General features: G+C 64.8%; 23 protein-coding genes. 19 read left to right on the forward strand and 4 right to left on the reverse strand.

What is annotated here, in order from left to right; all coding sequences use genetic code 11:
* Nucleotides 1-89 precede the first annotated feature (89 nt).
* Entirely contained in the window at nucleotides 90-533 is a 444-nt protein-coding gene (locus J2Y69_RS17635) for a hypothetical protein (protein ID WP_310023214.1), read from the forward strand.
* A 3-nt stretch (nucleotides 534-536) separates the two neighbouring features.
* On the opposite strand, the gene J2Y69_RS17640 is transcribed toward J2Y69_RS17635, so the two are convergent.
* From J2Y69_RS17640 to J2Y69_RS17655, 4 genes are all read right to left on the reverse strand, one after another.
* The gene (locus J2Y69_RS17640; protein ID WP_310023216.1) at nucleotides 537-788 is read right to left on the reverse strand and encodes a hypothetical protein; all 252 of its coding nucleotides are present in this window, start codon (nucleotides 786-788) and stop codon (nucleotides 537-539) included.
* A gap of 205 nt (nucleotides 789-993) precedes the next feature.
* On the reverse strand, nucleotides 994-2,169 hold the full coding sequence (locus tag J2Y69_RS17645; RefSeq protein WP_310023218.1) for a site-specific integrase: 1,176 nt from the start codon (nucleotides 2,167-2,169) through the stop codon (nucleotides 994-996).
* 24 nt (nucleotides 2,170-2,193) lie between these two features.
* Nucleotides 2,194-2,703 (reverse strand): hypothetical protein, encoded by a 510-nt coding sequence (locus tag J2Y69_RS17650; RefSeq protein ID WP_310023220.1) that lies wholly within the window; start codon nucleotides 2,701-2,703, stop codon nucleotides 2,194-2,196.
* A 195-nt stretch (nucleotides 2,704-2,898) separates the two neighbouring features.
* Nucleotides 2,899-3,144, reverse strand: coding sequence for a helix-turn-helix domain-containing protein (locus tag J2Y69_RS17655; protein ID WP_310023222.1), 246 nt, complete (start codon nucleotides 3,142-3,144; stop codon nucleotides 2,899-2,901).
* A 95-nt stretch (nucleotides 3,145-3,239) separates the two neighbouring features.
* On the opposite strand from J2Y69_RS17655, the gene J2Y69_RS17660 reads away from it, so the two are divergent.
* From J2Y69_RS17660 to J2Y69_RS17745, 18 genes are all read left to right on the forward strand, one after another.
* Nucleotides 3,240-3,479, forward strand: a complete 240-nt coding sequence (locus tag J2Y69_RS17660; protein WP_310023224.1) for a hypothetical protein — start codon at nucleotides 3,240-3,242, stop codon at nucleotides 3,477-3,479.
* Between the two features lie 427 nt (nucleotides 3,480-3,906).
* Nucleotides 3,907-4,107 carry a helix-turn-helix transcriptional regulator gene (locus J2Y69_RS17665; RefSeq protein ID WP_310023226.1) on the forward strand — a complete coding sequence of 67 codons (201 nt, stop codon included), beginning with the start codon at nucleotides 3,907-3,909 and terminating at the stop codon, nucleotides 4,105-4,107.
* Between the two features lie 56 nt (nucleotides 4,108-4,163).
* Nucleotides 4,164-4,544 (forward strand): hypothetical protein, encoded by a 381-nt coding sequence (locus J2Y69_RS17670; RefSeq protein ID WP_310023228.1) that lies wholly within the window; start codon nucleotides 4,164-4,166, stop codon nucleotides 4,542-4,544.
* A 453-nt stretch (nucleotides 4,545-4,997) separates the two neighbouring features.
* Nucleotides 4,998-5,492 (forward strand): hypothetical protein, encoded by a 495-nt coding sequence (locus tag J2Y69_RS17675; protein WP_310023230.1) that lies wholly within the window; start codon nucleotides 4,998-5,000, stop codon nucleotides 5,490-5,492.
* A 40-nt stretch (nucleotides 5,493-5,532) separates the two neighbouring features.
* A complete protein-coding gene (locus J2Y69_RS17680) occupies nucleotides 5,533-5,658 on the forward strand; it encodes a hypothetical protein (protein WP_310020640.1) in 126 nt (41 codons plus the stop codon).
* Between the two features lie 160 nt (nucleotides 5,659-5,818).
* Nucleotides 5,819-5,971 (forward strand): hypothetical protein, encoded by a 153-nt coding sequence (locus J2Y69_RS17685; RefSeq protein WP_310023232.1) that lies wholly within the window; start codon nucleotides 5,819-5,821, stop codon nucleotides 5,969-5,971.
* Nucleotides 5,972-6,075: 104 nt separating this feature from the next.
* Entirely contained in the window at nucleotides 6,076-6,522 is a 447-nt protein-coding gene (locus J2Y69_RS17690) for a hypothetical protein (protein ID WP_310023234.1), read from the forward strand.
* Nucleotides 6,519-7,130: a YqaJ viral recombinase family protein gene (locus J2Y69_RS17695; RefSeq protein WP_310023236.1), complete on the forward strand. Its 612-nt coding sequence runs from the start codon at nucleotides 6,519-6,521 to the stop codon at nucleotides 7,128-7,130. The genes J2Y69_RS17690 and J2Y69_RS17695 overlap by 4 nt, the downstream gene beginning before the upstream one ends.
* Complete coding sequence (locus J2Y69_RS17700) at nucleotides 7,105-7,650, forward strand: hypothetical protein (protein WP_310023238.1); 546 nt, start codon at nucleotides 7,105-7,107, stop codon at nucleotides 7,648-7,650. The genes J2Y69_RS17695 and J2Y69_RS17700 overlap by 26 nt, the downstream gene beginning before the upstream one ends.
* Nucleotides 7,650-8,012, forward strand: coding sequence for a hypothetical protein (locus tag J2Y69_RS17705; RefSeq protein ID WP_310023240.1), 363 nt, complete (start codon nucleotides 7,650-7,652; stop codon nucleotides 8,010-8,012). Before J2Y69_RS17700 ends, J2Y69_RS17705 begins: the two co-directional genes overlap by 1 nt.
* Nucleotides 8,013-8,166: 154 nt before the next feature.
* On the forward strand, nucleotides 8,167-8,553 hold the full coding sequence (locus J2Y69_RS17710; RefSeq protein ID WP_310023242.1) for a hypothetical protein: 387 nt from the start codon (nucleotides 8,167-8,169) through the stop codon (nucleotides 8,551-8,553).
* Between the two features lie 8 nt (nucleotides 8,554-8,561).
* Entirely contained in the window at nucleotides 8,562-9,122 is a 561-nt protein-coding gene (locus J2Y69_RS17715) for a hypothetical protein (protein ID WP_310023244.1), read from the forward strand.
* Nucleotides 9,123-9,276: 154 nt separating this feature from the next.
* Nucleotides 9,277-9,474: a hypothetical protein gene (locus tag J2Y69_RS17720; RefSeq protein ID WP_310023246.1), complete on the forward strand. Its 198-nt coding sequence runs from the start codon at nucleotides 9,277-9,279 to the stop codon at nucleotides 9,472-9,474.
* Nucleotides 9,475-9,618: 144 nt separating this feature from the next.
* The gene (gene ssb, locus J2Y69_RS17725) at nucleotides 9,619-10,110 is read left to right on the forward strand and encodes a single-stranded DNA-binding protein (protein ID WP_310023247.1); all 492 of its coding nucleotides are present in this window, start codon (nucleotides 9,619-9,621) and stop codon (nucleotides 10,108-10,110) included.
* 40 nt (nucleotides 10,111-10,150) lie between these two features.
* Nucleotides 10,151-10,498 (forward strand): DUF4326 domain-containing protein, encoded by a 348-nt coding sequence (locus J2Y69_RS17730; RefSeq protein WP_396653133.1) that lies wholly within the window; start codon nucleotides 10,151-10,153, stop codon nucleotides 10,496-10,498.
* A gap of 62 nt (nucleotides 10,499-10,560) precedes the next feature.
* Nucleotides 10,561-11,103, forward strand: coding sequence for a hypothetical protein (locus J2Y69_RS17735; protein WP_310023251.1), 543 nt, complete (start codon nucleotides 10,561-10,563; stop codon nucleotides 11,101-11,103).
* Nucleotides 11,100-12,119 carry a hypothetical protein gene (locus J2Y69_RS17740; RefSeq protein WP_310023254.1) on the forward strand — a complete coding sequence of 340 codons (1,020 nt, stop codon included), beginning with the start codon at nucleotides 11,100-11,102 and terminating at the stop codon, nucleotides 12,117-12,119. The genes J2Y69_RS17735 and J2Y69_RS17740 overlap by 4 nt, the downstream gene beginning before the upstream one ends.
* Before the next feature lie 145 nt (nucleotides 12,120-12,264).
* Nucleotides 12,265-12,603, forward strand: a complete 339-nt coding sequence (locus J2Y69_RS17745; RefSeq protein ID WP_310023256.1) for a hypothetical protein — start codon at nucleotides 12,265-12,267, stop codon at nucleotides 12,601-12,603.
* Nucleotides 12,604-12,771: the final 168 nt, after the last annotated feature.

The raw sequence follows: 12,771 nt of genomic DNA on the forward strand, positions 1-12,771 counted from the left end.
GGGGAGGAGATGAGATACGGACTACCCTGTATTCCAAAGAGACGGACCGGACAGCGAATCCGTGCTGAGAGACCGCGCTGGAGGGACTGATGACTGACGCGTCGCCGCGGCCGGAAGAGAGTCGTCGCCGGGTATGGCCGTTCATCGTGCTCGCGGCGCTGTGCATCCTGCCCATCCTCGTCACGGCAGGAGTCCAGTACCTGGACGGGCGGGAGAACGTCTCCTACCGGTGCACCGTCGATGCAGACCTCCCCGAAGGGGCGGCCATCGGCGAAGACAACCTCGTCTCCTCCGCGGTCACGGCGTTCCCCGCCGGACGGCTCTGCGTCTACAAGGCCGAGGGCGGAGGGACCGTCTCCGTGCAGACCGGATGGACCCCGACCCTGATCGGCGCTGCCGCCACGATCATCGCGACGGCCCTCACCATCGCCGCCTATCGCAGGCGGAGTCGGATCGTCGTCTTCATCCCCCTGGCAGGCATCGCGCTCCTCTGGCTCATCGTCATCGTCAACGCCCGCACGACCACGAGGTGACGATCATGCCCGCGAGCTGAACGGGACGCGACGCCGGGCAATGAGCCTTCTCAGGAGCACCACGGCCGCAAGCACGAGCGCCGCGAGCCAGCAGACCGGGATGGCGAGCAACGTCGCGAACGCCAGGAGGTACTGGGTGCCGTCCAGGGAGTCGAACCGCACGAACAGGAGCGGCAACAGGCAGAGCAGCGCGATCACGGGACCTGCCATGAGCAGTCCGATGATCCAGACCAGAGACTTCCGCCGCTCAGCCATACGCCCCCCACCCCGCGCACTCCAGCCGATAGGGAGTTCGCTTTCATACCCTGAACAGGGTTTTTTCAGAGCCGACTACGGGACTCGAACCCGTAACCCCCGTATCTCAGATGATCTCTCCGTGGGTTTACTACTTTCTCCCCTGATCTGGTCTTTTCCTCCCTCATCCTTACCGACGATTACGACCAGTTCCCGCTGAATACTGTCATTTCCGCTGGGTAAGCGCTGGGTCAGCAGCGAACTGCTCGAGGATCGCCCGCACATCTGGGCCGACATGCAGTCGCTTGATGTAGTTCTTCCTCGTGATGGTCGAACCCTTCACATGACCCAGCTGGTCCCCCGCCGTGGCGTCGTCGGAGATTGTCGCGACGAGCGTCGCGACAGCCTTACGGAACGTTTTCGGGACCACCCAGTCGGCGTAACCGTTGTTCTCTCTGAACGCCCGCCACTGGGTGCGGAAGTTGTTCGGGCTGCGCATCGTTCCGGCCGTCGATCCGAAGACGTACAGACCGTTCCTGGACTCTCGACGACGGCGAAGCATGTCGACCACAAACTTCGGAAGCTTGAGAGTCCTGTTCGACTCCTCGGTCTTCGGGTGCTCCTGACGATCTAGGCCAACCTTCGGCTTGTGAATCGCAGTGCCAGTGATGTGCACGAGCGGCACCTTCGCGTCGAGGTCAAGATCTTCCCACCTCAGCGCGAACACCTCGCCCGTCCGGATGCCGGTTCCGAGAATCATGTCGACCGGATCGGCCAGATCGGTCACCCTGGGACGATTTCGCTTGTCCCGGCCTGCGTCCCACGCCCGCAACTGCGATCGGACAATGCCGACCGCAGCGACATCCAGCGTTTCGACGACGGGTTTCTTCCGCGGGATGGTGTCGGCGTCACGGACGGGGTTCGCGGACATCGCTCCCTTCCGCACGGCGCGCTGACATACGCCCGACAGTACGACTCGCGAGATGCGTGCAGTCTCGGGGCCAGAAGATGCTTGGAGGGCGACGAGGAATCGATCAACGGCTTGAACGGTCACCTCGCGAAGTTGCAGCGCCCCCATTGCCTTCCGGATGTGCTTCAGCTGCCGACGGTAGGTGGTTCGGCTACCGTCGGACAGGTCGCGGTCGTCTAGTTGCTTGTCCCAGTCGTCGATGACGCGGTTCATCCGGGTCTCGGGCGTGATGTCTTCGTTCGGAAGCCTCGCGCGGTCACGGAGCGCGGCGAGGAGTTCCCGCTCGGCTGCTGCACCCGTCTTGCCGCCACGCTCGACTTGTCGGGTCACCCCGTCGTAGTCACGAAACCGGGCGAAGGCCACCCATGAGCCGGCATGCTGCACGCGCGCGATCTTCCCCCACGTGCCAATTACGAGCGGTGGCCTAGCCATTGAGGCCCCAACCCCCGCCGCCGCTCACGGCCTGAACCTCGGCTCGCTCTGATAGAGCATGACCGCAACGCCCGCGATGTCAAGACTGTCCGCAACGCATGATGTGTCGATACCGTCTTGGAACTCTCGTATCAACGCATCCGACGGGAATCGGGAGCTCTTCTCAACCTTCCCCCACGTGGCGGCCAGCATGTCGGCCGCCGCGGCGAAGCGCTGCTGTTCCGTCATCCGTACGCTCCAGTCTCCACAGTTGGTGTCCGAGTAACCCTTGTTCCAGGTCTGTTCGTATCGATCAGAGCTGCTCTGAGCGACGCCTTCGGCTTCATCCGAGGCCGTCGATACCGAGTGAGGGATCGCGGCAGCAGCGATCAGCGCGACGGCCCACACACATGCTGCGCCGAGGACCCAGAAGCGCGTCTTGGCTTGCCATGGGCGCGTGTCTGGGCTGGGTTTCGAGCGAGCCATCCCAACGAACGCCAGGACGACGATCGCGATGAACGCGAAGATCGAGATGAAGAAGAAGACTGTGGACATGGATTGCACTCCTGTTGCCGAGGTGGATCTTGTGAACGTCGGATGCTACCCATAGTCTCGAACAAAGATTCGAGAGAGGTGGTGGCGATGATGCCTACGGACGTTGTCGAGTCGGTCCGAGAGGTTCTGCACCGAGACGAGCCGCTGACGATTCGAGACCTCATCGTGGCCGCCGATTGCCTCGATGTTCCCTGGTCAGCTCTGTGCATCCCGATGCTGCGCACGGTCAAGTAGGACATCAGCAGCCACGCCGAGCCCCTCAGCGATCGCATAGAACGTCGGGATCGGTATATCCCTTGAGCCCTTGAGGTAGCGCACGAGTGTCTGCCTCGGGACTCCCGACGCTTGTGAGAGCTCGTCGATCGTCATCCGACCCGCCGCCCGCTCGGCGCGAATCTGCGCCGCGACCGCCTGCGACTCTCTCTTTCCATCCGTAACCATATGGATATCCTACGACCCGATTTGGATACTAGGCAACCCCAAACAGGGGTCGCGTCGGGGTTGACAGTACCCGCATGGGGTGACAGAGTATCCGTATGGATATCAACCGAGCATCTGAAGAGACGGCGAACCGCATCGCAATCGCCTTCTCCCGGTCGGGGGTCTCCAAGAAGAAGCTCGCGGAGTCCACTGGGATCCCATACGCGACTCTCGATCGGCGGTTTCGCGTCGGCGGCGGATACACCGTCCGCGAAGCGATCGCCCTCGCGGCAGCGTTCGGCGTCCCCGTGACGAACTTCTTTGTCGAAGACCCCGCACGGGAAGCCGCCGCATAACGCTGGCAGGTCGCAGTCCTCCGCCCCACATGGGGAGGTAATCGTTGCGCCCTTGAGCGCTCGAACATCGACAACTCCACATGTGAGACACGCGGATACGCGTCACCCCAGCGTCACGGCCCGGTAGGTCCCGGCACCGAACGCAGGCACGCCAATGGGGGTGACGTAGACGAGGACGAATGGACCGGACGGCAGGCAGCCTAGGCCCCTCAGGAACGAGCGAGTGCCCGACGTCGTGTGCGGGAGTTCAACAGAAGTAGCCAGGAGCTATGCGTTCATCCTTCCTCATGCATTCGCGGGGTGAGTCTGCACACGACAGTGAGGCACGTAGAGGCGTGCCTACGACCTGTCAGGAACGGCCTGGTCCGCGCGGGGCCGTCAGGGGTTGTCCGGGTTCGAATCCCGGCCGCGCACGGAGGTGAGTGAGATGACCAAGATCATCGACATCAAGCAGACCCATGTGATCACCGGCCTCGCCGTGCAGACGCTCTACAACATGCGGTCGAACGACGACGGCCCACCGTCCTTCACGATCCGAGGGCGGGTCAGGTACTACGAGGAGGACGTCTTCGAATGGGTTCGCCAGGAGGCCGAGCGCTCCCGCAGCACGGTTGGAGCGGCCAAATGAGAACCAACCCTGGTGTGAAGAACCCTTGCCCCAACTGCTCAGGTTGGGGCTTTTTCATGACCGCCCGCGACCCCGACACCGACGTGGATTGCTTCGCGTGCGGTGGGACCGGGATCGCCCGGCCGACCGTGTACAACGATTCCCCGCGGGTCCGACCGTCGGACCCGCTCACGTCCCACCGTGCGGCGGACGTCGCCGTGAAACGGGTCCCCACCGTCCTGGCGGTTGAGCGGGCGCTGTCTGCTGCGGGGCATCCGATCACCGCTGACGAGGTGTACCGGATCGCCCGGAACAGTCTCGGCTTCTACTGCACCCCTCAGCGGGTGCGGACGGTGCTGTCCGAGGAGAACGGCGGACCCTGGGTCCGCCTCGACGAGTGCGGGGAATCCGAATACGGCAATCCCTCCCACCTATGGGCCTTGAAGGAGGCAGCATGACCATCATTCAGGAGCGTTTGGATGCGCTCACCAACGGCAAGGTACGGCTCGACAGCGGCTCTCACCACACGTTCGAGTCAGGGCACTGCGCGATGGAGGTGGTGTCCTGGCTCGCCGGCCTGGGGCACACGGACGCCCCGGAATGTGCGTCGCCCGTGCTGAGGGCGTTCACCATCGAACTCAACGATCAGTGGGACGCGGAGCAGCGGCAGAAGCTGGTCCCGTTCCTGCCCCGCATGGTCGGCACCGCCGATGACGGGCAGGACGAGGCGCGGTCGTACCTGGCGCTGGATTGGCTGATCCGGACCTACACCCCGGCATGGCTCGATCTCGCTGGGCTCACCGTCGAGGCTACGGAACTGCGTGGCCTCCGTCGCATCGTGGACATGGTCGCTGCGGAGAGCGCCGGCCCCGTGGTGTGGAAGGCGCGTGAGAAGGCGGCTGCCGCTGGGGATGCCGCTGGGGCTGCCGCTGGGGCTGCCGCTGGGGATGCCGCTGGGGCTGCCGCTTGGGATGCCGCTTGGGCTGCCGCTTGGGCTGCCGCTGGGGCTGCCGCTGGGGATGCCGCTGGGGCTGCCGCTGGGGATGCCGCTGGGGATGCCGCTGGGGATGCCGCTGGGGATGCCGCTGGGGCTGCCGCTTGGGATGCCGCTTGGGCTGCCGCTGGGGATGCCGCTCGGGATGCCGCTGGGGATGCCGCTGGGGCTGCCGCTTGGGATGCCGCTTGGGCTGCCGCTGGGGATGCCGCTCGGGATGCCGCTGGGGCTGCCGCTCGGGCTGCCGCTTGGGATGCCGCTTGGGCTGCCGCTCGGGATGCCGCTGGGGCTGCCGCTGGGGCTGCCGCTTGGGATGCCGCTCGGGATGCCGCTTGGGCTGCCGCTGGGGATGCGCTGCGTCCCACCGTCGAGCTGTTGCAGGCCTCTGCGCTTGACCTCCTCGACCACATGATCGACCCCACTGTCGCACCGCTCGCTTCGGAGGAGACGGCATGATCGAGCTCGAGTGCCCGTCCTGTGATTGGACCGGGCAGATGGTCGTCCTTGATGACGATCACCCCTGGGTGGAGGTGCGTTGCCCGATGTGCGCGCACCACTTCACGGAGCGGGTCGGCTGATGGCCGCGTTCTTGTGGATGGGGGTCGTTCTCGCGTTGGAGTGCGCCGCCGTCCTGTTCTTCATCCCTCCGAGCGTCGGCTCTCTTGCCGTCGCGATCCTCTTCGCCGGTGCGTTCCTGACTGTCTGTTGGGCGTGCGGCGCTTTCCGAAAGGACACCCGATGACTGTTGACACTGCACGTGACCGCCTGTCTGCTGCCCGTTCCGCGGTGATCCGCGCTGAGGGAGAGCTGGCCGCCGCGATCCGCCGCCGCGACGAGGCGGAGGAAGACCTGTACCGCGCCGAAGAGGAAGACCTCGGAGGTGCAGCATGAGCAATTTCACCGCAAGCAACGGGATCACCATCTATGTCCGGGATGGAGGAACGGTGCAGTTCCAGCATGGAACTCGGGATGAGTCGTGCGGGATTCTCCAGGTCATGCCTCATTCGGAGTGGTGGCAGACTCTCCGCGAGTTCTTCCAGCATGAGCGCGACGAGGAGCTGGGGCGGTGGCGTGACGCCCTGGAGCCGTACTACGTCGCTTATCCGGTGGATGGGGGCGAGACCGTCCGCATCGTGGATGAACGCGATGGAACGCATCGGTGGCTGAACCGCAACGTGGAGTCGACGGACACGGGCGCTTATGGTGCGGCGTTCCGCTACTTCGAGGATCACCCGGAGCGGAAGCCCTGGGAAGACGCGAAGCCGGGCGAGGTCTGGGCGCTCCACATCAAGCAGTTCCCGGGCGAGGACGCCTACGAGGTCTTCGAAGAGCCGTCGTTGCGTCTCTTCTTCAAGTCGCTGACTGATGGCTCGATCTACTGGGTGCTTTCCGTGTCCATCGAGAGCGCCCGTCGGATCTGGCCGGAGGATGCGGCGCAGTGATTGACGCAACCCGGTTCCTCGTCTCACGAGGCAGCGATGAACCTGCATGGTTCGCTGCACGCAGCTTAGGGGTGACCGCGACTGCTGTGGCCGAGGTCGCCGCGAAGCGAGACCGCCAGGCCGCGATCGAGGCGTGGCTGAACCCCGACCCGGTGGAGCAGAACGTCTACATGCAGTTCGGGGTCGAGGCAGAACCACAGATGATGCGGTACGCCCACTCCGAGCACGGGATACTCCCCATCGATTGGGTGATCGCGTCGGACAGGGACGGCCGGCACCTGGCGTCTCCGGACGGGCTGTCCCTGGATCACCGGCTGATCGCAGAGTGCAAAGCCCCCGGTGACCCGTGGGACTCCGCACTGGTCAAGATGACCGGCATCCCGATCCGGTACCGCCGCCAGGTGCAGTGGCAGCTGCATGTCACGGGCGCGGAGCGGTGCTTGTTCCTCTGGAACCGCCGCGTCGAGGACGGGGCATGGTTCCGTCTGGCCTGGTTCGAACCGCGGTCGGTATGGATCAGCCGGGACGAAGAGATGATCGCCGACCTCATCGAGGTCGCAACCGAGATGTTGGAGGCGCGCGATGGCGCAGTACAAAGGGCCGCTTGACTACATCGATGTCGCCAGCCGCATCGTCGAGTTCCGTGGCAAGTTCCCCGACGGGTCCCTGTCCAGGGTCGCCCCCGACGGGCATCTGGTCGATGTGGAGTTCCGGGAGTTCGGCGGCAAGACGTGGGTCGTGTACACGGCGTTCGCCTACCGGTCCGTCGATGACCGGCTCCCCGGAGTCGGCACCGCCTGGGAGCCTGTTCCCGGGCCCACCCAGTTCACCCGTGACAGTGAGGTGCAGAACGCTGAGACGGCGGCCTGGGGCCGTGCGATGGTCGCCGCCCTCGCCGTCGACACGAAGCAGGGTATCGCGTCCTCTGAGGAGGTCCGGAACCGGCAGGCCGACGCAGGGTCGAAGCCGAAGCAGGAGTCCCCACCAGAAGGATGGCGGGGACTCCTCGCGACGGCCGACAGCATGGAGGCGCTCCAGGCGCTCTACGACGGTCAGGCGCACCGATGGTTCACCGATGACGTCAAGACGGCGTTCACCGCGCGTCGCAAGCAGCTTGAGGCCTCCTGATGCCTCTCCCCACGCAAGCGCGACTCAACCAGCATCTTGTCCGCTGGGACTCGGAGATCAAGGCGTTCGATGCGGTGATCTCCGAGTACGGGCAGAAGAAGGCCGACCTCGAGTATCGGCGTGCGGTCGTCATGGAGAACGCGAAGAACTCCGACGAGAAGCTCTCTCAGGCTGCTGCCGAACGGGTCGCTGACGCCGACCAGGAAGCGTACCGGCTCCATAGGGAGTACCGGGCCGCCGAGTCGTCCATCGAGGCGAAGAAGGCCCGGCTGCGATGGTGTGCTGCTGTCGCTGATGCCCTCCGCTCCGAGGTCTCCACTGAGCGCGCAGAAGCCAAGCTCTACGCCGACACCACCGACTGAGAAAGGGGCGTCGGATGACTCGCGTGATCCCCGGGACGGTGCCACCGACCCGTCCCCATGAAGACCCGGCCGGCCGGTGTCGGCCCTCGTGCTGCAAAACCCCGTACTTCTGCGCCCGCAGGTACGCGTGCGCCTGTCACGGAAAGGAAGAGCGATGACGGTCTCAGTCACGGTGAAGAAGCGCGTCATAGAACGTGACGGCGGGTTCTGTCTGATGATGCTCCCTGGCTGTTCCGGTGAGGCGCAGACCACCCACCATCGGGCGAACCGTGGGTCCGGAGGGTCCACGATCCTCGACCACCCTGCGAACCTCTGCGCCGTCTGCGTGCCCTGCAACGGGGCGGCGGAGGATGCCGGGGCGATCGTCCGGGCGGACCTGATCGAGCGCGGCCTGCGTGTCGAGAAGGCCGCAACGAACGCCGCCACCCTGCACCGTTCGAAGGCAACACTGGTCCAGGCGATCGACGGCGAGTGGTACTACCTCGTCTCCGCCACCATGCGAAGACACGTCAGCGAAGGGAGGCCAGAAGATGGCGCGTGAGGTGCGAGATGGCTAAGGAGTACGGCCAGCTACGGCATGACATCTGGTCGGATGACGACTGGTTGAACCTGACCGTCCCGGCACAACACCTGTACATGACGTTGTTGGCGGACCCGACGTTGAACTACTGCGGGGTCGTCAACTGGCATGTCGGCAGGATGGCGCAACGCGCCGCCGAGAACACCGCCCGAGATACGCTGCTCGCCGCCTCTGAGCTCTCCGACGCCCACTTCATTGTGATCGACGAGTCGACCGAGGAAGCCATGATCCGGTCATATCTGAGACACGATCCGATCCTCAAGAACCCGCGACTGTCGGTGACCATGGCGAAAGAGTACGGGGTCATCGGGTCACGGAAGATTCGGGCAGCGCTCGTCTACGAGCTCCAGCGCCTACAGAAAGCGCACGGCGATTGGCCCGCCTGGGAGAAGCCTCAGGTGAAGACGATCCTGAGACAGAACGCGGTGAGTGCGAAGACCATGGAGACCGATCTTCCGCTTGCCGGACAGGCGTATTTCCTCAGCGGTTTACCCAGTGCGTTACCTAGCGAATCGAGCACGGCAGGGTAGCTGTTTACCAGCCGCCTACAACTAGCAACGTGCAACAGCAACAAGCAACCCGCAACGAATCTAAAGATTCTCACTCGCGGAGAGCGAAGAGTTATCCACAGGCCACTGACCCAGCAGAACGGGTAGTGGCCTTTTCCATTGCTCAGGAGGACAGATGACCGATTGGACAGCAGCCGACGAGTGGTTCGCGGAGTACCTCAAGGGGCTCGAATCGTCGACCGTCCGCAGGCGGCGGTTGTGGCGCGAAGGACGCACACCGATCCCGGCAGCCGAAACCCTGGCCCGCGCGTTCGAGGAGAAGACCGAGCAGTTGCGTCGGATGCTCGCCGTCGAAAGGAACGCGGCGGGATGACGCTACGCATCGGTTCCCTGTTCGGATCGACCCGGACATGAGGACGTTCCTGACTCTCATCGGGTGGGAGATCGTACGGCCCTGGATCAAACGATCCGGGGCCTTTTTGCTGCGCTGGTACTGGCGCAAGACAAGGAGATGAAGATGAGCGCACAGACAACGGTGATCGGCAACACGACGGCCGACGTCGAGCTGCGATACACGAGCAACGGGAAGCCTGTGGCGAACGTGACTGTCGCGGTCTCTGACCGGAAGTTCGACAAGCAGCGCAACGAGTGGGTCGATGGGGACGTCTGGTTCGCCCGCTGCACGATGTGGAACGAGCTCGCCGAACATGCGGCAGCGTCGATCCACAAGGGCACGCGGGTGATCGGCTTCGGGCGGATCGTTCAGCGCGACTGGGAGGACCGCGACGGGCAGAAGCGATCGAGCGTCGAAGTGATCCTTGACGAGATCGGCCCCTCGCTCCGCTACGCGACGGCGCAGGTCACCCGCGCCGCGCGCGCAGAGGGCGGCCAGGCGGACCGTGGACGCACGGAAACCGCAACCGACACCGGATGGGCCACCACACCCCTGGCGGGCGCCCAGACGGACGCGTGGGGAGGTGGGGACTTTGGAGACGACACCCCATTCTGACCCGATCCGTGTACAGCTGTCGCGCCGGAAGGGCTGGCGGATGCCGTCGAACACGGTCAGCGTCGCCCGGCCGACGAAGTGGGGAAACCCCTATGTCGTCGGGAAGACGCTCTTACTGTCCACCGGAGACGGTGGGGCCTATTTCATCGACCGCATCCAGCGGGTCGAGTCGATGACCGCGGAGACAGCCGTGGCAATGTACCGGCTGCTGTGGCTGACGAACTGGAATGTCGGCGACGCGGACGTCCCGCGCCCCGGGCCCGGCGACATCGCCGAACTGCGGGGGAAGAACCTCGCCTGCTGGTGCCCGCTTACGGATGCTGACGGCATCCGCGTGCCCTGTCACGCCGATGTGCTGTTGGAGCTCGCGAACGGGGGCACGCGATGACGATCTTCTGTGTGGCTTCTTGGCCTGGTGTTCCGTCGGTCGCCCCTTGCCGCCAGGTGGGTGTGCACCTGGAGACCTGCACGAATGACGACTGCCGTGGCTGCTTCCCACGGAACGCTGACCGGGGCTTTCTGTGCCAGTCGCACCACGACCGGTTCGAGCACGCGTACACCCGGTGGGACGAGTTCGAACGCCGCGTGTCCGCACTTGGTCTGTCGAAGGCGGTGCAGCGGGATACCGCCGGCATCCGTACGACTGCGGACGGGCACGTGAACCTGACCGGGGCGTTCCTCGCGGTCGACGAGTGCCACCGGCACCTACTGTCACTGACCGCGTTCGGGTCGATCGACATGTGGATCTCGACCGAGGAAGGCGCGAAGGATGCAATCCAGTTCGCTGCCGCCGCGGAACGGGCGTACCGGGCGCACGAGATCGCGGAACACCCCCACCGCATCCGCCGGATCCGGTGTCCGGAATGTCAGCAGCAGTTGATCTGGAACCCGCCGGCCTGGTTCGAGGGCGACGTGACCGTGAAGTGCTCCAACGACGAGTGCCGACACGTGCTCGACCAAAACGAATTCGAAGAACTGGAGAACGCATCATGACCGACCATGAGCGACTGATCAAGGAAACCGCGAAGGCGATTTGGATCCAGCGCAACGCCGGAGATGAGATCGGCTGGGGGGAGATGGCCTGGGCGGAAATCACAAGCCCGGACGACTGGAGCCAGGAGGCGCTCGACGCTCTGGAAGAGGCTCGTGCTGCTCTGGCCGTGTTCGAGGAGGCGAACACCCCGACCGACGACGAGCGGGAAGCGCTCGCGGATTTCCTGGATGAGCTTCACGGCCCGTGGGTCACAGAAGGTGGTTGCGACTTCCGGGCGTGGAACCAGCCTTGGCGTCCTGGTGATCGCCGGAAGGTGAATGAGAGCGTGGACGCCTTGCTGGGCTGGCTTCGCGATCACGGCTTCCACCGCACCGTGCAGGGCGAGCCAGAAGAGCCGGATCTGCCGAACGGGCATGCCCCGGTGGGCAAGCTTTCGCGGTTCCTCCAGCGTCGCATCGCGAACGCGCAGAGCGAGCTGTCCTCCGAGGTACCAGAGCCAAGCACCGCGCCGGCGATCTGTTCAGCGTGCGGAGTGCCCTTCCACCTCGTCCAGCACGACGAGGGCTGTGACGCCCGGAAGATGGACGAGAAGGCCCCGGAGCCGCAGGGGGCGTGTCCTCAGTGCCGCCGTACGGATGGGCGGCACAAGCTCGGGTGCGGGGAGCGGTTCGATCCGGAGGTGCATGACGAGCTGACTCGTGAGCGTGACCACCACGGGATCGACCCGGAGCCGCAGGGCGAACCGTCCGACGCGGCGGTGAGCGCGAAGACGTGGGAGCGGCGTTGGAAGACGCTGCATACGAAATACCAGGAGCGCGCCGCGGAATGCGAACGCCTGCGTGCAGCGCTCGACGGGCTCAATGCGGACGTTGAGGATCTTCTCTCGGTCGCAGGGCAGTCCGGAGTCGAGAAGGCAAAGTCGCACGCGATTCGGACACAGTTGGCATCGATTCGCCGCATGCGTGCCGCTCTGCGTGCTGCTGTCGCCGTCACCGAGCAGGGAGAGAACCGATGAGCGTCCCTGACTACAACCGCGCGTGCGAAGCGTGCAGCAGCGGGGGTACGTGCTCTCAGCCATACGAGGCGTTGGGCGGCACAACGTACTGGTGCAAGCTCATCTTCCCCGCCACCCCGGGAGAGAACCGAGAGGAGTGGGGACGATGACCATCAATCGAAGCAAAGCGTACGACCGCATCCACGACGAGACGTGGGAGCAATACAAGCCGAGCGATGGTGCGATCCGGGCCAGCGAAGAGCACTGGCTCAAGGTTTACGCGCCAAAGTGGCGCAACCGGGTCGGGATGCCGCGCCTCATCGCCGAAGGGGCACTAAGTGAGGTTTCCGGCCTGTTGCGGTCGATCAATCCCAGCCTGTTCCGCAGCGACGAGGACCTGCTGGCCCGGTTCTATCGTCTGCGCGATGAGGTGACGGAGTTCTCCTCTGACTTCTCGAGGGAGAACTGGCGTCGATACGAGCAGAAGGGGGACAGCGATGACTGATCGTGAGCGATTGATCGAGAAGGCCGCGAAGGCGATGCTGATGGTCACGCAGGTTGGCGTGAACGAGGAGTACGCGTGGTCGGCCCAGTACGACGAGGTCCGAGAGGAGCTGATCGTGCAGGCTCGTGCTGCTCTAGCCGTGTTCGAGGAGGCGCACACCCCGAGCAA

It is taken from the genome of Microbacterium resistens (genome assembly GCF_031456305.1).
Classification (GTDB): domain Bacteria; phylum Actinomycetota; class Actinomycetes; order Actinomycetales; family Microbacteriaceae; genus Microbacterium; species Microbacterium resistens_A.